Raw genomic sequence first — 21,423 nt, 5'->3', positions numbered from 1 at the left:
GCCGGGCCGGTCAGCCGAGTTCGGCCAGCCGGGGGACGGCCGGTGCGCAGTGGCTGTCGATCCAGCCGGCCGGCTCGGCGTCCGGCGGCACCACGATGACCGTGTCGACGCCGAGCTTGGCGTAGCCGGCCATGTCGGCGACGAAGGCGTCGGTGTCGCCGTCGCGGATGGAGTCGCCGACGAAGAGCATGGTCTTGCGGATCCGCTCGTAGTCGCGTCCGGCCTCGTCGCAGTGGGCGCGCAGCACGTCCAGCTTGTGCGCGACCTCGGCGGCCGAGGAGGCGAAGAGGTTGCAGGCGTCCGCGTACCGGGCGACCAGGCGGAGCGTCTTGCGCTCACCGCCGCCCCCGATCATGATCTCCGGGCGGGGTGTGCTCACCGAGGCCGGGGCGCTGCGGGTCTCCGCCAGGGAGTAGTGCGTGCCCTCGAAGGGGCCGTCGTCGTCCCCGTCCCACATCTGCAGGCAGATCCGCAGGGTCTCCTCCAGCCGTTCGAAGCGCTCCGCGAGCGCCGGGAAGGGCACGCCCAGGCCCAGGTGCTCACGCTCGTACCAGGCCGCGCCGAGCCCCAGGGTCGCCCGCCCGCCGGACAGGACGTCGAGGGTGGTCGCGATCTTCGCCAGCAGGCCGGGGTGGCGGTAGGTGACCCCCGTGACGAGGACGCCGAGCCGCACGGAGGAGGTCCGGGCGGCGAGGAAGCCCAGCGTCGTGTAGGCCTCCAGCATGGCGGCCTCGGCGCCGCCGTTGTTCTCCATCTGGAAGTAGTGGTCCATCACCGACAGCCAGCCCGCGCCGGCCGACTCGGCGGCCTCGCCTGCCGCGGCCAGCGCGGGCGCGAGCCCGGCCGGTCCTGCGGGATGGTCGAACTTCGTGAGGTGCAAGCCCAGTTGCATGGTCCCCCCGTCCGGGGTCGTGGTCGCTACGGTGACGACCGTAGGCCTTGGAGTGCGCTCGAGGTCAAGCCGCCGCGGCGGCACGACGACGTGCCTGTGCGGTTACCGCTGCCCACGCTGCCGACGCGGCCCCGGCCGTGCGGGTCCGCCCTCGGCCCGATGTGGGCCCCGGCTTTCGCGGCGTCCGCGGCCACCTCGGCTTCCCGGTGCGGCGGGTCCCCCCGGCCGGCACTCCAGCGCGGCGCAGGGCGTGGCAGGCGTCGCTGGGCGGCTTTCCCGTCGTCTCGCGCCCTTCTCGGCGCGGTGCGGGTGGGTTCGTGGCGGGGGTTCGACGCCGGAGCGGGGCCGGTTGCTCGTACGGTTGCGGTCTCGTCGCCGTCCGCGGGTGCAGACGGCCGGTACCACGCCCACCCTTTGTGGGTGGCGCGCCCGCCCTGACCTGCGTCTGCGGGAGCTTCCCCGGCAGGCACGGGGCTCGGTGGGTGGACTTCCGAGATCGGGCTCTGTTCCACCGAACATGTCGGCGCAAGCGGGCCCGATCTTGCGCCCGCCGCTCGACAGCACCCCGGAGCAGCCGCAGACGCCGGTCGCGGCGGGCGCGCCCACCACCCACCGAAGGCGTGGAAGCGGCCGTCTGCACCCGCGGACGGCAACGAGACCCACGCCGACGGAAAGGCAGCCCGCTGCGGAGCCCGAACCCCCACCGCGAACCCGCCCGCACACCGCCGACCGGCCGTGCGCCCCACGCTCCCGTCCGCAGCCGGCCGCTTCGCGCCCGAAGGGCGCGGGACGAACCCGCACCCGCCCACCGGCGCGGCCACCGGCGCGGCCGCCGCGCCGACCGCGTGCGTTCAGGGCGTCCCGTTGCTGGCCAGCGCGGTCGACAGCTGCCGTGCCACGCCCTGCAGCACCGGCACGATCTTCTCCGTGGCCGCCTCGGTCACCCGTCCGGCGGGTCCGGAGATGGAAATGGCGGCGGCCGTCGGGGAGTCGGGGACGGTGACCGCCAGGCAGCGGACCCCGACCTCCTGCTCGTTGTCGTCGACGGCGTAGCCCTGGGCGCGGATGTGCTCCAGTTCCGCGAGGAAGGCGTCCGGGTCGACGATGGTCCGCTCGGTGGCCGCCGGCATCCCGGTGCGGGCCAGCAGGGCGCGTACCTCCTCCGGCGGGACGTGCGCCAGCAGGGCCTTGCCGACGCCCGTGGAGTGCGGCAGGACCCGCCGTCCGACCTCGGTGAACATCCGCATCGAGTGCCGTGAGGGGACCTGGGCGACGTAGACGACCTCGTCGCCGTCCAGGAGCGCCATGTTGGCGGTCTCGCCGGTCGCCTCGACCAGCTCCGCCAGATAGGGGCGGGCCCAGGTGCCCAGGAGGCGGGCCGAGCTCTCGCCGAGGCGGATCAGCCGGGGCCCCAGCGCGTAGCGGCGGTTGGGCTGCTGGCGTACGTAGCCGCAGTCGACCAGGGTGCGCATCAGCCGGTGGATCGTGGGCAGCGGCAGCCCGCTGCTCGCGGACAGTTCGCTGAGGCCCACCTCGCCGCCCGCGTCGGCCATCCGCTCCAGCAGGTCGAAGGCGCGTTCGAGGGACTGCACGCCCCCGGCGCGGTCTGACGCCACGTTTCCTCCCCAGGCGGACGGTGGTGATGGTGCAGCCTACCGGCCCTGACCAGGCAGGTGACCGCTGTTCGGGGCGGTCGTGGGCGCGGCGGCGGCCGGTGAGCGCGGAAAACGCATTCCATTGGGTGGAATTCTCCAACTGTACTGCCGAGGCCGCGTGCGGCGCCGGGGAAGGGGTTGACGGCGGCTCGCGCGCGAGCGGAGGATGCATTTCAACAGAACGTTGAATTTCTGTGCGACGCCGGTGGAAGGGGAACCCGTGTCCGAGGCCGCTGACGCGATCGAGCTCGTGCTGCGTTCACCGCGGGTCGTCACCCCGCAGGGCGAGCGCCCCGCCGACGTGGCCGTCGCGGGCGGCCGGATCGCCGCCGTCCTGCCGTACGGGACAGAGCCCCCGCCCGGCGCGCGACTGGTCGACCTCGGCACGGACGCCCTGCTCCCCGGCCTGGTCGACACCCACGTCCACGTCAACGACCCCGGGCGCAGCGAATGGGAGGGCTTCGAGACCGCCACCCGGGCGGCCGCGGCCGGCGGCGTCACGACCCTGGTCGACATGCCGCTCAACAGCATCCCGCCGACCACCACCACCGCCCACCTGGAGGTCAAGCGCGCCGCCGCCCGCGGCCGGATCCACACCGACGTCGGCTTCTGGGGCGGCGCCGTCCCCGGCAACGCCAAGGACCTGCACCCCCTCCACGAGGCCGGGGTCTTCGGCTTCAAGTGCTTCCTGCTGCCCTCCGGCGTCGAGGAGTTCCCCCAGCTCGGCCCCTCCGAACTGGAGGAGGCGATGCGCGAGATCGCCCGCTTCGACGGGCTGCTGATCGTCCACGCCGAGGACCCCCGGCTCATCTTGGGCGCCCCGCAGCCCTCCGGCCCCGCATACGCCGGCTTCCTCGCCTCCCGCCCCCGCGCCGCCGAGAACGCCGCCGTCGAGGCGCTGATCGCCCTCGCCCGCCGCCTGGACTGCCGGGTGCACGTCCTGCACCTGTCCTCCGCCGAGGCGCTGCCCCTGATCGCCGCCGCCCGCCGCGACGGCGTGCGGCTGACGGCCGAGACCTGCCCGCACTACCTGACGCTCACCGCCGAGGAGGTCCCCGACGGCGCGACCCAGTTCAAGTGCTGCCCGCCGATCCGCGAGGCGGGCAACCGGGAGGCCCTGTGGCAGGGCCTGCTCGACGGCACCCTCGACTGCGTCGTCTCCGACCACTCGCCCTCGACCGCCGACCTCAAGCACCTCGACACCGGCGACTTCGGCGCCGCCTGGGGAGGGATCTCCTCCCTCCAGCTCGGCCTGCCCGCCGTCTGGACCGAGGCCCGCCGGCGTGGCGCCACGCTCGCCGACGTGGTCCGCTGGATGGCGCGGGGCCCGGCACGCCTCGCCGGGCTCACCACCAAGGGCGCCGTCGCGCCCGGCCACGACGCCGACTTCGCCGTCCTTTCACCCGACGAGAGCTTCACCGTGGACCCGGCCGCGCTCCACCACCGCAACCAGGTCACCGCCTACGCGGGCCGCACCCTCCAGGGGGTCGTACGGAGCACCTGGCTGCGCGGTGAGCGGATCGCCGACCACGGCACCCCGACCGACCCCTCCGGCCGCCTCATCACAAGGGAGAACGCGTGACCGCCACACCCCGGTACACCGGCGCCGCCCAGCCGTACCCCGGAGGGGACCCCTACGCCGACTACCGCGGCGCCGACCTGCCCTTCACGGGTCTCGTCGACCTCGCCGACCGGCGCCTGGGCGCCGGGGTGATCGCCGCCAACGACGAGTTCTTCGCCGAACGGGAGAACCTGCTCGTCCCCGGGCGGCCCGAGTTCCGCGCCGAGCACTTCGGCCACAAGGGGCAGGTCATGGACGGCTGGGAGACCCGCCGCCGCCGCGGCGCCGACGCCGCCGACCCGCACCCCGCCGACGCCGACCACGACTGGGCGCTGATCCGCCTCGCCGCCCCCGGGATCGTGCGGGGCGTGGTCGTGGACACCGCCCACTTCCGCGGCAACCACCCGCAGCAGATCGCCGTCGAGGCCACCTGCGCGCCCCTGTCCGCCGCGCCCGGGGACCTTCTCGCCGACGGCGTGGAGTGGACGGAACTCGTGCCCCGCACGGCCGTCGGCGGCCACGCCGCCAACGGCTTCGAGGCGGCCGTGGAGCGCCGCTTCACCCACCTGCGGCTCAAGCAGTTCCCCGACGGCGGCATCGCCCGGCTGCGCGTCCACGGCGAGGTCGTCCCCGACCCGGCGTGGCTGACCGCGCTCGGCACCTTCGACCTGGTCGCGCTGGAGAACGGCGGCGCCCCCGAGGACGTCTCCGACCGCTTCTACTCCTCCCCGGTCAACCCCATCCTGCCGGGCACCTCCCGCCGCATGGGCGACGGCTGGGAGACCCGCCGCCGCCGCGACAAGGGCCACGACTGGGCGCGCTACCGCCTCGCCGGGCAGGGCACCGTCCGCGCCGTCGAGATCGACACCGGCTACTACAAGGGCAACGCCGCCGGCTGGGCCGCCCTGCTCGGCCGCGACGGCGAGGACGGCGAGTGGTTCGAGATCCTGCCCCGCACCCCCCTGCAACCCGACACCGTCCACCGCTTCGTGGTCGGCGTCCCGCCCGCCACCCACGTGCGCCTGGAGACCTATCCCGACGGCGGCATCGCCCGCCTGCGCCTGTGGGGCTCGCTGACCGGGGCGGGCGCCGACCGCCTCGTCCGGCGGTGGGAGGACCTGGCCTGACGGCCCTGCTCAGGGGGCGGCCGGCACGAGCCGTACCAGGCCGAGCGAGGTGCGGTCGCCGACCGTCGTCTCGACGGCCTGGACCGCCCAGCGGCCGGGAGGCAGCGGGACGGCGGCCTGTTCGGGCATGCCGCCGCCGGGGTACTCGACGCCCAGCAGGCCGCCCGCCTCGGCGGAGTCCATGAGCACCGCGGGCCCGTCGGTCTCCCACGTCCCGCACTCCTGCCACTCGACGGCGGGATCGGCGAGGACCACCTCGGCCGCCGCGACGAGTTCGGCCTCGGAGTCGGCGCCTCCCCAGCGCAGGAAAGCCCGGCGCGCGGTGAGGTAGCAGGTCGTGGCGGGCAGGTCCCCGAGGACCAGCGCCCGGACGCCGTCGCCGCCGACGGGCACCACGCCCGCCAGGTCGTCCACGGCGCAGGCCCGGTCGTAGTCGTCGGGGGCGTTCCCGTCGCCGACGACCGTCCCCCGCTCCGCGCAGCCGCCCCAGGCGGCCAGGGCGGAGACGGGGACGGCGACCAGCGGGCCGCCCATCGACTCCACCCACGCGGGGGCGGGCAGGGCCGGCGCGGGCACGTCACGCGTGAAGGCATCCATGGCGCAAGTCTGGCGCCCGCCGCCGACGGTGAGCCCCCTCCGGGGCCCCGGTGCCCCGGAGGGGGTGCTGGTGCCGCGCGGCGCCGGCGTCTCCCTCGTACGTCGGCGCCGCGCGGGGCCGGTCAGCCCGCCGGCGTCAGCCGGAAGGACTGGGCTGCGGTGCCGTTGCAGGTGTACTGCTGCAGCAGGGCGCCGTCGGCCGCCGAAGCGGACGCGACGTCCAGGCACTTGCCGCTGTGCCGGGCCGTGAGGACGTACGAACCGTCCGCCTGGAGCACCGGCTTCCACTGCTGGTTGGCGCCCGAGGACCACTGCCAGGTCTGCAGCGGCACCGAGTCGCCCGTCGCCGACGCGCCACCGGTGACGTCCCAGACCTGCTCGGTGGCGGTCGCGTTGCGGTTGACGACGCGGTAGTAGCCGCCGTCGACCGGGCGGAACTGCCACTGCTGGTTGGCCTGCCCGGCCACGCAGCTCCACTGCTGCACCGCCGTGCCGTTGGCGGTGCCCCGGTCCTTGGCGTCCACGCACTTGCCCGAGCCGGCGCCGGCCACCTGGTACCAGGCGGAGGTGCTGATGCCGTCCCCGTCGCCGCCCCCGCCGCCGGTCGGCGCGCCGGACCAGGTGAAGGTGGTCGTGGCGCGGGCGGGCAGGCTGTAGCTGAAGTGCTGCCCGGCCTCGCGGACCGTGACCTGCTGGGTGGACGACGAGGAGTTGTGGGTGACCAGCACCCGCTGCCCGTCGCTGTTGACGAAGGCGGTGTTCCACACGGGGTCGGTGGCGTTGCTGCCGATCCGCACCGCGCCCGCGCGGACGAACTTCGTCAGCTGCCCCATCGTGTAGTACTCGACGGTGTAGTCGACCTGCCCGCTGCGCGCGTCCCCGTTGTGCACCGTGATCAGCCCGCTGCAGCTGTCGCAGCCGCCCGCGTGCGGGCCCCTGGCCTGGTCCAGCGCCAGCGACCACTTCACGTACGCGCGGGCCCAGTTGCGGGTGAAGCCGGTGATGTCGCGCAGGTCCTCCAGCTGCTGGTCGCCCACCCACGTGCCGCCGGAGTGCTCCGTCTCGTACTGCGCCACGCCCGGGTACTGGCTCTGGATCGTGCTGCCCAGCGCGTAGTTCGGCGGGGTCGGGGTGTAGCCGTGCCAGGCGACGCCCCCGAAGAGCGGGTCGCCGCGCAGCGCGGCGTCGGCGAGCTGGCCGGCGCCCGTGGTGTTCCAGTCGCCGTGGTTCCAGTCGTGGATCAGCGCCTTGGTGGTGATCCCGGCCGAACGGAACGCCGGGAAGAGGTGGTTCCTGGTGAAGTCCAGCAGCGTGGCCGCCGTCCACTCCATGGTGGGGTAGTTGCTGTTCGCGCCGCAGCACTGCGGCTCGTTCTGCACCGAGACGTAGTCGACGTGGACGCCGCGCTGCTCGTACGCCTGCAGGTACTTCACGAAGTACTGCGCGTACGTGTCGTAGTACTCGGGCCGCAGCTTGCCCATCTGGGTCAGCCTGCCGTTGTCCTTCATCCACGCCGGCGCCGACCACGGCACCGCCATGACCTTCAGGTCGGGGTTGAGCTGCCGCGCCCGCTGCGTCATCGGCAGGACGTCGGCCAGGTCCCGGGATATGGAGAAGTCCGACAGGTCGCAGCAGGTGTCGTCGTACGTGTAGTGGCTGCGCGCGATGTCCGAGGCGCCCATCGGGTTGCGCAGGAAGCCCAGGCCGATGCCCTCCGTGGGGGAGAACAGCTTGCGCATGGTGGCGTCACGGGTGGCCGCCGACAGCGCGCCGGATGAGTTCATCAGCCAGGCGGCGCTGTCGGTGAAGGACGCCCCGCCGCCCTCGAAGGGCTGGTAGCGGGCGGCGGGGTCCACCGTGATGACCGTGCCGCCGCTGCCGTTGCCCGCCTCGAAGGCGGCCGGGGTCTGCGTCTGCAGGCCCTGCACGACGGTTTTGCCGTCGGAGGTGGTGGTCATGGTGACCTGGACGGCCGTGGCGGCGGCCGCCCCAGGTCCGGCGAGCACTAATCCGGCGAAGACCGCCGCGACCGCCGCGAGCACGGCGATCAGGCGTCCGGTGTGGGGGTGGTGTGGCATCGCGGATCTCCTGTGTGGGGGGTGGAGACGGGATGACGAGGGAGGTCAGGCCGCGCTGCGGGCGCGGGCGCGGTGGGCGGCGATGATGTCGGCGTAGCGGCGGCCGCTGCCCTTCACGGTCCGGCGCTGGGTCTCGTAGTCGACGTGGACGAGGCCGAAGCGCTTGTCGTAGCCGTACGCCCACTCGAAGTTGTCCAGCAGCGACCAGGCGAAGTAGCCGGCGAGCGGGGCACCGCCGCGCACGGCGCGGGCGCAGGCCGCCAGGTGCTCCTCCAGGTAGGCGGTGCGCTCGGGGTCGTGGACCTGCCCGTCGGGGCCGACGCGGTCCTCGTACGCCGAGCCGTTCTCGGTGACGTAGATCTTGCGGGCGCCGTACTCCTCGGTCAGCCGCAGCAGCAGCCGCTCCAGGCCGCCGGCGTGCACCTCCCAGTCCATCGCGGTGCGGCGGACGTCCGGGACGCGTACGGCACGGGTGTGGGGGACCGGCCCCGCCGGGTCGTCGGCGACGATGTCGCGGAAGTAGTAGTTGAGGCCCAGCCAGTCCAGCGGCGCCGCGATCGTCTCCATGTCGCCTGCCTGGACGGGCAGTTCGACCCCGTACAGCTCCAGCATGTCCTCGGGGTAGCCGCGGCCGTGGATCGGGTCCAGCCACCAGCGGTTGGTGTGCCCGTCGGAGCGCAGCGCCGCGGCGACGTCCTCGGGCCGGTCGGAGGCCGGCTCGCAGGGGCTGAGGTTGTTGACGATGCCGACCTGGGCGTTCGGGACCGCGGCGCGCAGCGCCTGCACCGCCAGCCCGTGGCCCAGGTGCAGGTGGTACGAGGCGCGGACGGCGGCCTTCAGATCGGTGAGGCCGGGGGCCATCACGCCCTGCAGATGGCCGATCCAGGCCGAGCACAGCGGCTCGTTGAGCGTGGCCCAGTGGGTGACCCGGTCCCCGAGCCGCTCGGCCACCACGGCCGCGTACTCGGCGAAGCGCAGCGCGGTCTCCCGCTCCGGCCAGCCGCCGCGGTCCTGCTGCGCCTGCGGCAGGTCCCAGTGGTACAGGGTCGGGAAGGGGGTGATGCCCGCCTCCAGCAGGGCGTCGACCAGGCGGTCGTAGAAGGCCAGGCCCGCGGGGTTGACCGGCCCGCCGCCCTGCGGCATCACGCGCGGCCAGGCGAGGGAGAAGCGGTACGCGTCCAGGCCGAGCCGGCCCATCAGGCCGATGTCCTCCGGCACCCGGTGGTAGTGGTCGCAGGCGACGTCGCCGGTGTCGCCGTTCGCGACCTTCCCCGGAGTGCGGGAGAAGGTGTCCCAGATGGAGGGCGCTCGGCCGTCCTCGGCCACGGCTCCTTCGATCTGGTACGCGGCCGTCGCGGCGCCCCACACGAATCCGTCGGGGAGGGCGCTGAGGTCGAGGGTCACGGACTGCCTTTCGTTCGGGTGACGCTGAGGGGCGGTGGGGCTCACTTGACGGCGCCGGCGGTCAGCCCGGCGACGAGGTAGCGCTGCAGGAGCAGGAACCCGGCGACGACGGGCACGCTGACCACGAGCGAGGCGGCCATGACCTGGTTCCAGTACACGTCGGTCTGCGTGGCGTAGCCCTGCAGGCCGACGGCGAGGGTGCGGGTGGTGTCGTTGGTCATGACGGAGGCGAACAGCACCTCGCCCCAGGCCGTCATGAAGGCGTACACGCAGACCGCGACGATGCCGGGCACGGCGGCCGGGACGACCACCCGGAACAGCGCGCCCAGCGGCCCGCAGCCGTCGACCATGGCGGCCTCGTCCAGGTCCCGGGGGATCGAGTCGAAGTAGCCCGCCAGCATCCAGATGGAGAAGGGGAGCGAGAAGGTGAGGTAGGTCAGGATCAGGCCGCCGCGGCTGCCGTACAGGGCGATGCCCGTGGCGTTCCCGAGGTTGACGAAGATCAGGAAGAGCGGCAGCAGGAAGAGGATGCCGGGGAACATCTGGGTGGACAGGATCGTCACCGAGAAGAAGCGGCGCCCCTTGAAGTCGTAGCGGCTCACGGCGTACGCCGCGAAGATCGCCACCGCCACCGAGCACAGCGTCGCCCCACCCGCCACGAGCAGCGAGTTCACGAAGTACCGGGCGAGCGGCACGGTGTGCCAGATGTCCGCGTACGGGCGCAGGGTGAAGCCGCTGGGGAACCAGCGGAACGGGCCCTGCACGTCCTGCAGCGGCTTCAGCGACGAGACGACCATGACGAACACCGGCGCCAGCGCGAAGGCCGTCAGCACGGTCAGCACGATCCGCCGGGTCCACACGAAGGAGCGCGGCGCGGCCATGGGGCTGCGGGCGTCAGGCATCCTTCCTCCTCAGGGAGGTGGCGAGCAGGTAGAGCACCGTCACGACGAGCAGGAACAGCAGCAGGAGCACGGACATCGCCGAGCCGGAGCCGAAGTTCCAGGTCACGAAGGACGACTGGTAGATGTGGATCGAGATCAGGTCCGCGGCGTCCGGCGCGGCTCGCCCGAACAGCACATAGGGCGTGTTGAAGTCGTTGAACGTCCACAGGAACAGCACCAGCACCAGCACCTGGTTGACCGGGCGCAGCGACGGCAGGGTGATCCTGCGGATCTGCTGCCAGATCCCGGCGCCGTCCATCGCCGCCGCCTCGTACAGCTCGCGCGGGATGTTCTGCAGACCGGCCATCAGGCACAGGAACGCGAACGGCCACTGCCGCCAGACCGACACCGTCACCAGCGCGAAGAAGCTGTTGTCGCCGATCAGCCAGAACGGCCGGCCGTCGGTGAGGTGGAGCTGGTCGTGGATGACGTGGTTGATCATGCCGGTGTCCCGCTGGAACATGAACGACCAGGTGATCACCGCCGCGTAGACCGGCAGCGCGTACGGCACCAGGAAGACCGCGCGCAGCAGCCCGCGGCCGCGGAAGGCGTCCTGCATCAGGATCGCGGCGGCGGTGCCGAACAGCCAGGACAGCCCGACCGCCAGCACCGTGAACTCGCAGGTGACGAGGAAGGACTTGAGCAGGTCCTCGCCGACCGGGGCGTTGAAGTCCACCGCCACGCGGTAGTTGTCCAGGCCCTTCCAGGGGGCGGCCGACCAGTCGCTGATGAAGAACTGGGTGAGCTCCTTGAAGCTCATCACCACGCCGACGACCATCGGCACGAGGTGGATGAGCAGTTCCAGCGCGAGGGCCGGCAGAAGCAGGACGTACGGGAGCGACGCGCGCCGCAGCCGCGCCGGCAGGCGCAGCCGCGACAGCGGGGTCCTCCCCCCGGCGGCCCGCCGGCCGCCGGGGGAAGGCGTCTTGGAGCTGTGCCGGACGGGCGGCACGGTGGCGGTCATGGGTTCCTTCACGCTCACGACGCCGGCATCTGCTGCTGGGCCTTTTCGAGGGCGGCCTTGACGCTCTCGGTGGTGACCGGCTTCCCGGCGGCGGCGTCGGCGAACAGGTCCTTCATCGCGGTGCCGACGGCGGTCTCGAACTGGCTCTCGTTGGCGACCTGCGGCAGCGGCGCCGCGCTGTTGGCGAGCGCGTCCGCGAGGACCTTCAGGTCCGGGGTGGCGAAGGCCGGGTCGGACTGGGCGGCCTTGACCGGCGGGAGCGAGCCGTAGGTGCCGTTGAGGAGCTTCTGCTCGTCGTCGCTGGTCATGAACTTCACGAACTTCAGCGCGCCGTCGACGTTGTCGGTCTTCTTGAAGACGGCCAGGTTGATGCCCGCGACCATCGAGTTCACGGCGGTGTCGCCGGAGGCGCCCGCGGTCTGGAACGGCACCTGGGCGACGCCGTAGTCCTCGGGCTTCATGCCGTGGGACTTCAGCGAGGAGCCGGCGGCCTGCCACAGCAGCATGGCGGCCTTGCCGGTGGCGAAGTCGGCGACGGACTGGTTGGCGGCGTACTCGGCGTTGCCGGGGGCCGTGATCTTGTCCTTGGCGATGAAGTCGATGTACTGCTTGACGGCCGTGACCGCCTCGGGGGTGGTGAAGGTCGGCTTGCCGGAGGCGTCGAAGAAGTCGGCGCCGTGCTGCTTGCCGAAGACGAAGGCGTGGTGGACGTTCTCGGAGAGGTTGCCGCCCTCGACGGCGAGGCCGTACTTGCCGCCCTTGGTGAGCTTCTTGCCGTCGGCGACGAGCTCGTCCCAGGTGGCGGGCGGGTTGGCTATGCCCGCGTCGGCGAACATCTTCTTGTTGTAGTACAGGCCGTACGCCAGCGAGTACAGCGGGACCGCGGCCGGGTCCTTGCCCTCGGCGCCCGTCGCGCCCAGGGCCGAGGAGACGAAGCGGTCCTTGCCGCCGATGGCGTCGAAGGCCTTGGCGTCGAAGGGGCGCAGGGCGCCGGTGGCCTGCAGCGAGGCGGACCAGGTGTTGCCGATGTTGAGGACGTCGGGGCCCTGGCCGGAGGTGGCCGCGGCGAGGATCCGGTTGAGCAGGTCGGACCACGGGATGACCTCGAGCTTGACCTTGATCCCGGTCTGCTTCTCGAACTTCTCGAGCTCGGGTGTCAGGGTCGCCTTGTCGGCCTCGAGGCTGGCGCCCTGGTTGCTGGCCCAGTAGGTGAGCTCCTTGGGGCTGCCGTTGCCGCTGCCGTCGGTCGAGGAGCCGCCGCCGCACGCGGTGGCGGAGGCGATGAGAGCGGCCGCGAGCGTCGCGGCGGCCGTGGTACGGGTGATGTGCATGACCGGGGATCCCTCTCCAGGGTGGGTGCCTTCGGGAAGTGAAGAACGTCACGCCTTAATTCAAGGCGTGATTTAACGTCTGAGAAAACCTGGCGTCAAGACTTGGCGCAGCGATAGATTCAGCCGGGGAGGGAGCACCATGGCAGACCGAGGCAAGCGGACCGTACGCGACCTGCGGCGGGGCAACCGTTCGGCGCTCTTGCGTCACCTGTACTTCGAAGGACCCCTCAGCCGTCAGGAGTTGGCCAGGGACACGGGACTGAGCACAGGTTCCATCAGCAACGTCGTGGCCGAGCTCATCGCCGACGGCGTCGTCGAGGAGGCCGGCTCCGTCGAGTCCGACGGCGGCCGCCCCCGCGTCATGCTCAAGGTCGCCCCCCGGCACGGCTTCCTCATCGGCGTCGACGTCGGCGAGACCCGGGTCCGCGTCACCCTCTTCGATCTCGCCCTCGCCGAACTCTCCTCCACCGACCGCCCGCTGGCCGACAGCGGCCACGACGTCGCCCTCGTCGTCCAGCTCATCCTCGACGGCCTCTCCGTCGTCCTGGAGGACACCCGGGTCGACCCCGCCCTCGTGCTCGGCGTCGGCATCGGCGTCCCCGGCATCGTCGAGCAGGGCACCGGCGGCGCCGGCGCGGTCGTCCACGGCCAGACCATCGGCTGGGACGCCGTCCCCCTGGGCGCGCTGCTCGCCGAGGGCACCGCCCTGCCGCTGCACATCGACAACGGCGCCAAGACCCTCGGCCAGGCCGAGATGTGGTTCGGCGCCGGCCGCGGCGCCCGCAACGCCGTGATCGCCCTGCTCGGTTCCGGGGTCGGCGCGTGCGTGGTCGCCGACGGCAAGCCCTACCGCGGCGCCAGCAGCAGCGCGGGGGAGTGGGGCCACACCACCCTCCAGGTCGGCGGGCGGCTCTGCCGCTGCGGCGCCCGCGGCTGCCTGGAGGCCTACGTGGGCGCCGAGGCGCTCATCGAGCGCTGGGACGCGCCCACCGGGGTGAGCGAGGAGTCCGCGATCGCCGCCCTCCTCGCCGCCGCCGAGGCCGGTGAGGCCGCCGCCGTCGCGCTGCTCGACGAGGCCGCCGAGTACCTCGGCGCCGGCATCGCCGACCTCGTCAACCTCTTCAACCCCGAGCGCATCGTGCTGTCCGGCTGGACCGGGCTGATGATCGGCCCCCGGCTGCTGGACGCCGTCCGCGAGGCCACCGCCGCCTACGCGCTGCACCACCCCTGCGCCCAGACCTCCATCGAACTGGGCCGGCTCGGGACGGACGCCGTCACGGTCGGCGCCGCCACTCTGCCCCTCGCCCGTTTCCTCGACGCCGGCGGCCGCCCGCCCGCCCCCGCCGCACGGCCGGAGGAGCAATCGGAATCGAATCGTCCGGGTCGTTCGTTGTCGGGTACATCCGTCTGAACGAGAGCACCCCGAGACACCCGGAGCAGCGCAGTGACCCTCAAGCAGCAGATCGTCGGCAACGCCATGCAGATGGCCGTGTGCACCCTCCAGCCCGGCCAGACCGTCTACTGCGAGGCGGGGAAGTTCCTGTTCAAGACCGCGAACGTGAGCATGGACACCCGGCTGGCCGGCCCCGGCGCCCAGCGCCAGGACCAGGGCGGCGCGGCGGGCGGCGGCATGGGCGGCATGCTGCGCCAGGCGATGGGCACGGCCATGCAGGTCGGCCAGCGCATGCTGGCGGGCGAGAGCATCGCCTTCCAGTACTTCAGCGCGAGCGGCGGGGAGGGCACCGTCGGATTCGCGGGCGTCCTGCCCGGCGAGATGCGCGCCCTGGAACTGGACGGCTCGCGCGCCTGGTACGCGGAGAAGGACGCCTTCGTGGCCGCCGAGTCGACCGTCGACTTCGGCATCGCCTTCCAGGGCGGCCGCACGGGAACCAGCGGCGGCGAGGGCTTCATCCTGGAGAAGTTCACCGGCCGCGGCACGGTGATCATCGCGGGCGCGGGCAACTTCATCGACCTCAACCCCGCCGACTTCGGCGGCCGCATCGAGGTCGACACCGGCTGCATCGTCGCCTTCGAGGACGGCGTCCGCTACGGCGTGCAGCGCATCGGCGGGCTCAACCGGCAGGGGATCATGAACGCCGTCTTCGGCGGCGAGGGGCTGTCGCTGGCGACCCTGGAGGGCGACGGCCGCGTCATCCTGCAGTCCATGACCATCGAGGGCCTGGCCAACGCCCTGAAGAAGGCCCAGGGCGGCGACAAGCAGGGCCCGACCGGCGGGCTGTTCTCCACCCACGCCGGCTGAGCCCGGCCGGAAGGCTGCCTTGCGCGGGGCCCGCACGCCGCGGAGGCCGACCGGCGCCGACCGGGCGGCCCCGGGCCGCGCCGGGCCGCGCCGTGCCGGGAGCGCTCACCCCACCCCGGCCGAGCGCAGGACGTGCCGGACCGCCCGGTCCAGGGAGGCGCGTACCGCGTCCGCGTCACCCAGCGCCGCGGTCATCACGGCGCCGTCGCGCAGCATCATCAGCGTCGCCGCGTCCTCGGCGGCCTCGGGGGCGCCCGCCTCGGCGAGCAGCCGGGCGACCAGCCCCCGCAGCCAGTCCCGGTGGGCCACGATCGCGCGCGAGACGGGGTCGGCCGGGTCCGGGTACTCCGCGGCCGCGTTGAGGAACGGGCAGCCGCGGAAGCCCGGCGAGCACAACTGGTCGCCGAGCGCGCCGGCCACCCCCGCCAGGGCCTCCCGGGCGCCCAGACCCTCCAGCGCCGCCGTGGTGAAGGCGCGGATCTGCTCGTCGGTGGCCTGGATGTAGCTCAGGACGAGCTGCTCCTTGCCCAGGAAGTGCCGGTAGAGCGTCGCCCTGGTGGTGGACGCCTCCGTGACGATCCGGTCCATGCCCACCGCGTGGATGCCCTCGGTGTAGAACAGCCGGGCCGCGGTGGCCAGGATGCGGTCGCGCGGCGGCGCGTCCGCGGCGGCGAACGTGACGAGGGGAACGGCGGGAGGGGCACTCATGTCCTTGACGGTAGCGGACGGCACCGCGTAGCGTCGCGGCAAGAACGAACGTTCTGTCTCGCAGTTCTCCGGACCCGCCGAGCCACCCCCTTGTGAGAGGACCCCCCATGCCCGTGCCCGAGATCGGCACCCCCGCCCCCGACTTCACCCTCCAGGGAGTCCTGCTCGACGGATCGGGTGCCGAGCGCGGCGCGTACTCCCTGTCCGCGCAGCGCGGCGCCCCCGTCGTGCTCGCCTTCTATCCCGGGGACGACTCGGCCGTGTGCACCAAGCAGCTCTGCTCCTACACCTCCGACCTGGACCGCTTCCGCGACCTGGGGGCGACGGTGTGGGGCGTCAACTTCAGCGACCTCGACAGCCACGAGCACTTCGCCCGCAAGCGCGACCTGCGCTTCCCGCTGCTCGCCGACACCGAGCGCACGGTGGCCAAGGCCTACGGCGTCACCATGCCGGGCCTGGGCCTCAAGCGCTCGGTCTTCATCGTGGACGCGGAGGGCCTGGTGCGCTGGAAGCACGTCGCCCGCATCGGTCTGACCTTCCAGGACACCGACACCATCACCGCGCAGCTGGCCGCTCTCGGCCGGCGCTGAGCCGCCGCGACGCCGGTCGGCGGCGGTCTGTGTCGCCCTTCCGGCCGAGCGTGAAGCTGCGCTGTTGCCGAGCTTAAGAAAAGATCGATGGACTGAACGCTCGAAGCCGGGCAGATTGCTGTCTGCCCGGCGCAACGCGCGAGCCGGCGCCGACGGGCGCCGCCGCTTCCGCCCGGGTTCCCTCGTGCCCGGTCCGCGTCCCCCCGCGCGGGCCGGGCCACCCCTCGTCTGCCGGCAGGAGTCGCAAGAGTGAAGGCACTGGTGAAGGAGAAGGCCGCGCCCGGCCTGTGGCTGCGGGACGTCCCGGAGCCGGAGATCGGTCCCGGGGACGTCCTCATCAAGGTGCTCCGTACCGGGATCTGCGGCACCGACCTGCACATCCGTGCCTGGGACGGCTGGGCCCAGCAGGCGGTCACCACCCCGCTCGTGCTCGGTCACGAGTTCGTCGGCGAGGTCGCGGCCGTCGGCTCCGACGTCGCCGAGATCACGACCGGCGACCTCGTCAGCGGCGAGGGCCACCTCGTCTGCGGCAAGTGCCGCAACTGCCTGGCCGGCCGCCGCCACCTGTGCCGCAACACGATCGGCCTCGGGGTCGGCCGCGACGGCGCCTTCGCCGAGTACGTCGCGCTGCCCGCGTCCAACGTGTGGGTGCACCGGGTCCCCGTCGACCTCGACATAGCGGCGATCTTCGACCCGTTCGGCAACGCCGTCCACACCGCCCTGTCCTTCCCGCTGGTCGGCGAGGACGTGCTGATCACCGGCGCCGGGCCGATCGGCATCATGGCCGCCGCCGTCGCCCGGCACGCCGGCGCGCGCAACGTCGTCATCACCGACGTCAGCGAGTACCGCCTGGAACTCGCCCGCAAGGTCGGCGTCAGCCTCGCCCTCAACGTCGCCGAGACCAGCATCGCCGAAGGCCAGCGCAAGCTCGGCCTGCGCGAGGGCTTCGACATCGGCCTGGAGATGTCCGGCCGCCCCGAGGCCATGCGCGACATGATCGCCAACATGACGAACGGCGGCCGCATCGCGATGCTCGGCCTGCCCTCGGAGGACTTCTCTGTCGACTTCGCCAAGATCGTCACGTCGATGATCACCATCAAGGGCATCTACGGCCGCGAGATGTTCGAGACCTGGTACGCCATGTCCGTGCTGCTGGAGGGCGGCCTCGACATCGCCCCCGTGGTCACCGGCCGCTACTCCTACCGCGACTTCGACGCCGCCTTCGACGACGCGGCGAGCGGCCGCTGCGGCAAGGTCGTCCTCGACTGGACCGCCTGACCCTCCCGGCCCCCGGGGCACGGCCCACCCGTACCACCCGCAGCTTCCCAGGGAGAACCCCGATGTTCGACTCCGTCCGCGACGACCTGCGCGGCACCCTCGACGAGATCCGCGAGGCCGGACTCTTCAAGCCCGAGCGCGTGATCGGCAGCCCGCAGAGCGCCTCCGTCTCGGTCACCGGCGGGGGCGCCCCCGGCGACGTCCTCAACTTCTGCGCCAACAACTACCTCGGCCTGGCCGACCACCCCGAGGTCACCGCCGCCGCCAAGGACGCCCTGGACCGCTGGGGCTACGGCATGGCGTCCGTCCGCTTCATCTGCGGCACCCAGGAGGTCCACAAGGAGCTCGAGGCCCGGCTGTCCGCCTTCCTCGGGACCGAGGACACGATCCTCTACAGCTCCTGCTTCGACGCCAACGGCGGCGTCTTCGAGACCCTCCTCGACGAGAACGACGCCGTCATCTCCGACGCGCTCAACCACGCCAGCATCATCGACGGCATCCGGCTGTCCAAGGCCCGCCGCCTGCGCTACGCCAACCGCGACATGGCCGAGCTGGAGGCCCGCCTCAAGGAGGCGTCCGACGCCCGCCGCCGCCTCATCGTCACCGACGGTGTCTTCTCGATGGACGGCTACATCGCGCCGCTGGACGAGATCTGCGACCTCGCCGACCGCTACGACGCCATGGTCATGGTCGACGACTCGCACGCCGTCGGCTTCACCGGCCCCGGCGGCCGCGGCACCCACGCCCTGCACGGCGTGATGGACCGTGTCGACATCCTCACCGGCACCCTCGGCAAGGCCCTCGGCGGTGCCTCCGGCGGCTACGTCGCGGCCCGCGCGGAGATCGTCGCGCTGCTGCGCCAGCGCTCCCGCCCGTACCTGTTCTCCAACTCCCTCGCGCCGGTCATCGCCGCCGCCTCCCTCAAGGTCCTGGACCTGATCGAGGACTCCGAGGACCTGCGCACCCGCCTCGCGGAGAACACCGCGCTCTTCCGCTCGCGCATGACCGAGGCCGGCTTCGAGATCCTGCCCGGCGAGCACCCGATCGCGCCGGTCATGATCGGCGACGCCTCGGAGGCCGGCCGCATGGCGGAGCTGCTGCTGGAGCACGGCGTCTACGTGATCGGCTTCTCCTACCCCGTCGTGCCCCACGGCAAGGCCCGCATCCGGGTCCAGCTGTCGGCCGCGCACTCCACCGCGGACGTCGAGAAGGCGGTGGACGCATTCATCGCCGCGCGCGATGCCCTGGCAGGATGAATGGGTGATTGACGCACGACGGCTGCGGACCCTGCGGGCCGTGGCGGACCACCGTACGGTGACCGCCGCGGCCGCGGCGCTGTATCTGACCCCCTCCGCGGTCTCCCAGCAGCTCGCGGCCCTGGAGCACGAGACCGGCCACCGGCTGCTGGAGCGCGGCGGCCGCGGTGTCCAGCTCACCCCCGTCGGCGAGATCCTGCTCGCCCACGCCAACACGGTCCTCGCCCAGCTCGAACGGGCCGAGGCCGAGCTGGCCGCCTACACCTCCGGTGCCGCCGGCGAGGTGACCGTGGCCTCCTTCGCCACCGGCATCGCACTGGTGCTCGCCCCGGCCATCGCCGCCCTGGCCGGCACCGCCCCGGGCATCCGGGTCCGGGTCCGGGACGCCGAGGGCGACGAGTCGCTGCCCATGGTGCTGGACGGCCGCGCCGAGATCGCGGTCGCCGTCGAGTACCGCGGCGCCCCCCGCGCCGACGACCAGCGGCTCTCCCGCGTCCCCCTGTACGCCGAGCCCTTCGACGCCGTCCTCCCGTCGGGCCACCCCCTCGCCGGCGCCGGGACGGGCTCCGTCCGCGTCGCCGACCTCGCCGGCGAGACCTGGATCGGCCCGTACCCCGGCAACCCCTGCCACGACGTGGTCGTCCTCGCCTGCGAGTACGCCGGTTTCCAGCCCCGCCTGGAGCACTCCTCCGACGACTTCCGCGCGGTCGTCGCCCTCGCGGCGGCGGGCGCGGGCGTGGCCCTCGTCCCGCGCAGCGCCCTGCGCGACATGGACCTGTCCGGCGTCGCGGTCCACCCCGTCGACGACGTCGTCGCCACCCGCCGCGTCTTCGCCGCCGTCCGCCGCGGCGCCGAGGAGCACCCCCTGCTCCGCCCGGTCCTGGAGGCCCTGCGCGAGGCGGCGGAGGGCGCGGGCGGCACGGACTGAGGCAGGCGGCCGGAAGGTGTGAACTCCCGGGGAACATCCCGTGATTGTCGTTGACATGACAGGCTCTACGCGCGTCATCCTGAGTCCATGAGAATCCCCCCACGGATCCTTCGCATCGGCGCCCTGGGCGCCCTCGCCTCGGCCCTTCTCGTCGGCGGCCCCGCCGTCGCCACCGCCGCCCCGGCGCCCGCCGGCACCACGGCCGCGGCGGTCGTCGCGGCCGCGTCGGCCGGTGACATCTGCTACTCCGACCTGCCGTCCCAGGCCCACACCACGCTGCGGCTGATCGACCAGGGCGGCCCGTTCCCGTACCCGCAGGACGGGACGGTCTTCCAGAACCGCGAGGGCGTGCTGCCCGCCCACGCGAACGGCTACTACCACGAGTACACGGTCAAGACGCCCGGCTCCTCGACCCGCGGCGCCCGGCGGATCGTCACCGGCCAGGGTGCCGACGAGGACTACTACACGAGCGACCACTATGTGACGTTCGACCTGATCGACCACGGCTGCTGACGCGGCCCGGTCCACCGTCCCCGGGGCGGCGCCCGGCAGGTCCCACCGGGCGCCGCCCTTCGGTGTGTCAGTGCTCCCCCGCCCCTGCCCCGAAGAGCCGCTCCAGGGCGCGGGCCACACCGTCGTCCTCGTTGGAGGCCGTGCGGTGGGGGACCGCCGCGAGCACGGCCGGGTGGGCGTTGGCGACGGCGCAGGCGGTGCCCGCCCAGGTGAGGACGGGCAGGTCGTTGGGCATGTCGCCGAAGGCGACGACCCGCTCGGCCGGGATGCCGCGGTCCGCGCACAGGGCCGCGAGGGCGGCCGCCTTGGTGACGCCGCGGGCGCTGACCTCCAGCAGGCCGCGGCCGCCGGAGTGGGTGAACTGGGCCCCGCCGCCCGCGGCGCGCTCCGCGACGGCCAGCAGGGTGTCCGCGTCGAGCGCGGGGGACCAGACGAGCAGCTTCACGACGGGGCCAGGGGCCGTCCACAGTTCGGCGAGGGAGCGTACGGGGAGTTCGGCGTCCGCGTCCTCGGGCAGGTGGTGCCCGTACCCCGGGGCCCAGCGCAGATGATGGCCCGTCTCCACGGCGAAGCCGACGCCGGGCGCCGCGTCCCGCAGGGCGGCGGCGACGCTCCGCGCGACGGGGGCGGCGAGCGGGGTGGACCCCGTGACGGTGCGGCTGCCGATGTCGTACACGATCGCGCCGTTGGAGCACACCGCGGTCCCGGTGAGGCCGGTGGCGGCGGCCAGGGCGTCGAGATACCGGGGCGGCCGGGCGGTGACGAGGACGACCTCCGCGCCCGCGGCGGCCGTGGCGCGCAGGGCGTCCAGCGTACGGGCGGAGAGCGTGCCGTCGTCGCGCAGGAGCGTGCCGTCGAGATCGGTGGCGACCAGGAGGGGGCGGGGCATCGCCGCATCCTACGGAACCCCGCGGGGCCGGGTGCCGGGACCCCTTCCAGGTCACCGGAAGATCGCGTTTTTAAGTTAATTAGCAATTAATATTGACAGGCTTCGGGGGTCCGGCCACAGTTTCCGCCGTGGCACCGACGCCCGGTACGACCGGAGTGGGGTGTCCCGTACCCCCAACTCCCGGGAGAACCCATTGGCTTCGCATCGTGCAGGCGCGGCGCGACCGCGGCGGGCCGTGGCGGCCTTCGGCTGTCGTGGACGACGGCTCGCCGCGTTCGCCACCTCCCGTGAGGTGGGCGGCCGCGTCCACCGGGCCGCGCTCTGAGTCGCGCGCGACCGTCGTCCCGCCGCGCCTCGCAGCACCCGGCCTTACCCGTTCCACCCCGTTCCACCCCGCTTCACCTGCGTCGACCCGTGCCATCCGGCACCAATGGGTGTGTCCCCGGGCCTT

The 21,423-nt window shown here is 73.1% G+C and carries 19 protein-coding genes; 9 read left to right on the top strand and 10 right to left on the bottom strand.

What is annotated here, in order from left to right; all coding sequences use genetic code 11:
• Window positions 1–10 precede the first annotated feature (10 nt).
• Both CHF15_RS07560 and CHF15_RS07555 read right to left on the bottom strand, forming a co-directional pair.
• Entirely contained in the window at window positions 11–892 is an 882-nt protein-coding gene (locus CHF15_RS07560; protein ID WP_089222855.1) for an LLM class F420-dependent oxidoreductase, read from the bottom strand.
• A gap of 851 nt (window positions 893–1,743) precedes the next feature.
• Complete coding sequence (locus CHF15_RS07555; RefSeq protein WP_089222854.1) at window positions 1,744–2,508, bottom strand: IclR family transcriptional regulator; 765 nt, start codon at window positions 2,506–2,508, stop codon at window positions 1,744–1,746.
• A 259-nt stretch (window positions 2,509–2,767) separates the two neighbouring features.
• On the opposite strand from CHF15_RS07555, the gene allB reads away from it, so the two are divergent.
• Together allB and alc are read left to right on the top strand one after the other, a co-directional pair.
• On the top strand, window positions 2,768–4,129 hold the full coding sequence (gene allB, locus CHF15_RS07550; protein WP_089222853.1) for an allantoinase AllB: 1,362 nt from the start codon (window positions 2,768–2,770) through the stop codon (window positions 4,127–4,129).
• Window positions 4,126–5,235 carry an allantoicase gene (alc, locus tag CHF15_RS07545; protein ID WP_089222852.1) on the top strand — a complete coding sequence of 370 codons (1,110 nt, stop codon included), beginning with the start codon at window positions 4,126–4,128 and terminating at the stop codon, window positions 5,233–5,235. The genes allB and alc overlap by 4 nt, the downstream gene beginning before the upstream one ends.
• Before the next feature lie 9 nt (window positions 5,236–5,244).
• Here alc and CHF15_RS07540 read toward each other — a convergent pair whose 3' ends face one another.
• The 6 genes from CHF15_RS07540 to CHF15_RS07515 all read right to left on the bottom strand — a co-directional run bounded on the left by CHF15_RS07540 (window position 5,245) and on the right by CHF15_RS07515 (window position 12,550).
• Window positions 5,245–5,832 (bottom strand): Imm21 family immunity protein, encoded by a 588-nt coding sequence (locus CHF15_RS07540; protein WP_245938714.1) that lies wholly within the window; start codon window positions 5,830–5,832, stop codon window positions 5,245–5,247.
• Between the two features lie 122 nt (window positions 5,833–5,954).
• Window positions 5,955–7,910, bottom strand: coding sequence for an RICIN domain-containing protein (locus CHF15_RS07535; RefSeq protein ID WP_089222851.1), 1,956 nt, complete (start codon window positions 7,908–7,910; stop codon window positions 5,955–5,957).
• A gap of 45 nt (window positions 7,911–7,955) precedes the next feature.
• A complete protein-coding gene (locus CHF15_RS07530; RefSeq protein WP_089222850.1) occupies window positions 7,956–9,314 on the bottom strand; it encodes a GH1 family beta-glucosidase in 1,359 nt (452 codons plus the stop codon).
• 41 nt (window positions 9,315–9,355) lie between these two features.
• Complete coding sequence (locus CHF15_RS07525) at window positions 9,356–10,216, bottom strand: carbohydrate ABC transporter permease (RefSeq protein WP_106435098.1); 861 nt, start codon at window positions 10,214–10,216, stop codon at window positions 9,356–9,358.
• On the bottom strand, window positions 10,209–11,219 hold the full coding sequence (locus tag CHF15_RS07520) for a carbohydrate ABC transporter permease (protein ID WP_089222849.1): 1,011 nt from the start codon (window positions 11,217–11,219) through the stop codon (window positions 10,209–10,211). Before CHF15_RS07520 ends, CHF15_RS07525 begins: the two co-directional genes overlap by 8 nt.
• Window positions 11,220–11,233: 14 nt before the next feature.
• Window positions 11,234–12,550: an ABC transporter substrate-binding protein gene (locus CHF15_RS07515; protein ID WP_089222848.1), complete on the bottom strand. Its 1,317-nt coding sequence runs from the start codon at window positions 12,548–12,550 to the stop codon at window positions 11,234–11,236.
• 139 nt (window positions 12,551–12,689) lie between these two features.
• Here CHF15_RS07515 and CHF15_RS07510 point away from each other — a divergent pair, with 139 nt between their 5' ends.
• Both CHF15_RS07510 and CHF15_RS07505 read left to right on the top strand, forming a co-directional pair.
• On the top strand, window positions 12,690–13,961 hold the full coding sequence (locus CHF15_RS07510) for an ROK family transcriptional regulator (protein ID WP_089222847.1): 1,272 nt from the start codon (window positions 12,690–12,692) through the stop codon (window positions 13,959–13,961).
• 33 nt (window positions 13,962–13,994) lie between these two features.
• Window positions 13,995–14,810 (top strand): AIM24 family protein, encoded by an 816-nt coding sequence (locus tag CHF15_RS07505; RefSeq protein ID WP_089222846.1) that lies wholly within the window; start codon window positions 13,995–13,997, stop codon window positions 14,808–14,810.
• 105 nt (window positions 14,811–14,915) lie between these two features.
• Here CHF15_RS07505 and CHF15_RS07500 read toward each other — a convergent pair whose 3' ends face one another.
• On the bottom strand, window positions 14,916–15,518 hold the full coding sequence (locus CHF15_RS07500; RefSeq protein WP_089222845.1) for a TetR/AcrR family transcriptional regulator: 603 nt from the start codon (window positions 15,516–15,518) through the stop codon (window positions 14,916–14,918).
• Between the two features lie 107 nt (window positions 15,519–15,625).
• On the opposite strand from CHF15_RS07500, the gene CHF15_RS07495 reads away from it, so the two are divergent.
• From CHF15_RS07495 to CHF15_RS07475, 5 genes are all read left to right on the top strand, one after another.
• On the top strand, window positions 15,626–16,108 hold the full coding sequence (locus CHF15_RS07495; RefSeq protein WP_089222844.1) for a peroxiredoxin: 483 nt from the start codon (window positions 15,626–15,628) through the stop codon (window positions 16,106–16,108).
• A gap of 249 nt (window positions 16,109–16,357) precedes the next feature.
• A complete protein-coding gene (tdh, locus tag CHF15_RS07490; protein ID WP_089222843.1) occupies window positions 16,358–17,386 on the top strand; it encodes an L-threonine 3-dehydrogenase in 1,029 nt (342 codons plus the stop codon).
• Window positions 17,387–17,448: 62 nt separating this feature from the next.
• Window positions 17,449–18,642, top strand: coding sequence for a glycine C-acetyltransferase (locus CHF15_RS07485; protein WP_089222842.1), 1,194 nt, complete (start codon window positions 17,449–17,451; stop codon window positions 18,640–18,642).
• 4 nt (window positions 18,643–18,646) lie between these two features.
• Window positions 18,647–19,570, top strand: coding sequence for a LysR family transcriptional regulator (locus CHF15_RS07480; RefSeq protein WP_089222841.1), 924 nt, complete (start codon window positions 18,647–18,649; stop codon window positions 19,568–19,570).
• 87 nt (window positions 19,571–19,657) lie between these two features.
• On the top strand, window positions 19,658–20,083 hold the full coding sequence (locus tag CHF15_RS07475) for a guanyl-specific ribonuclease (RefSeq protein WP_089222840.1): 426 nt from the start codon (window positions 19,658–19,660) through the stop codon (window positions 20,081–20,083).
• A gap of 67 nt (window positions 20,084–20,150) precedes the next feature.
• Here the strand turns inward: CHF15_RS07475 and CHF15_RS07470 are convergent, their stop codons facing one another.
• Window positions 20,151–20,972: an HAD family hydrolase gene (locus tag CHF15_RS07470; protein ID WP_089222839.1), complete on the bottom strand. Its 822-nt coding sequence runs from the start codon at window positions 20,970–20,972 to the stop codon at window positions 20,151–20,153.
• Between the last annotated feature and the right edge of the window lie 451 nt (window positions 20,973–21,423).

Origin of the sequence: Actinacidiphila glaucinigra (assembly GCF_900188405.1) — a bacterium.
Classification (GTDB): Bacteria; Actinomycetota; Actinomycetes; order Streptomycetales; family Streptomycetaceae; genus Actinacidiphila; species Actinacidiphila glaucinigra.
The sequence above is the reverse complement of the archived record's forward strand: the minus strand, read 5'-3'. Positions and strand labels throughout refer to the sequence as shown.

Excerpts from the sequence above, each read along its gene's own strand:
- CHF15_RS07560 (WP_089222855.1), bottom strand. The coding sequence starts at position 892 with ATGCAACTGGGCTTGCACCTCACGAAGTTCGACCATCCCGCAGGACCG.
- CHF15_RS07540 (WP_245938714.1), bottom strand. The coding sequence starts at position 5,832 with ATGGATGCCTTCACGCGTGACGTGCCCGCGCCGGCCCTGCCCGCCCCC.
- CHF15_RS07535 (WP_089222851.1), bottom strand. The coding sequence starts at position 7,910 with ATGCCACACCACCCCCACACCGGACGCCTGATCGCCGTGCTCGCGGCG.
- CHF15_RS07525 (WP_106435098.1), bottom strand. The coding sequence starts at position 10,216 with ATGCCTGACGCCCGCAGCCCCATGGCCGCGCCGCGCTCCTTCGTGTGG.
- CHF15_RS07520 (WP_089222849.1), bottom strand. The coding sequence starts at position 11,219 with ATGACCGCCACCGTGCCGCCCGTCCGGCACAGCTCCAAGACGCCTTCC.
- CHF15_RS07515 (WP_089222848.1), bottom strand. The coding sequence starts at position 12,550 with ATGCACATCACCCGTACCACGGCCGCCGCGACGCTCGCGGCCGCTCTC.
- CHF15_RS07510 (WP_089222847.1), top strand. The coding sequence starts at position 12,690 with ATGGCAGACCGAGGCAAGCGGACCGTACGCGACCTGCGGCGGGGCAAC.
- CHF15_RS07500 (WP_089222845.1), bottom strand. The coding sequence starts at position 15,518 with ATGAGTGCCCCTCCCGCCGTTCCCCTCGTCACGTTCGCCGCCGCGGAC.
- CHF15_RS07495 (WP_089222844.1), top strand. The coding sequence starts at position 15,626 with ATGCCCGTGCCCGAGATCGGCACCCCCGCCCCCGACTTCACCCTCCAG.
- CHF15_RS07485 (WP_089222842.1), top strand. The coding sequence starts at position 17,449 with ATGTTCGACTCCGTCCGCGACGACCTGCGCGGCACCCTCGACGAGATC.
- CHF15_RS07475 (WP_089222840.1), top strand. The coding sequence starts at position 19,658 with ATGAGAATCCCCCCACGGATCCTTCGCATCGGCGCCCTGGGCGCCCTC.
- CHF15_RS07470 (WP_089222839.1), bottom strand. The coding sequence starts at position 20,972 with ATGCCCCGCCCCCTCCTGGTCGCCACCGATCTCGACGGCACGCTCCTG.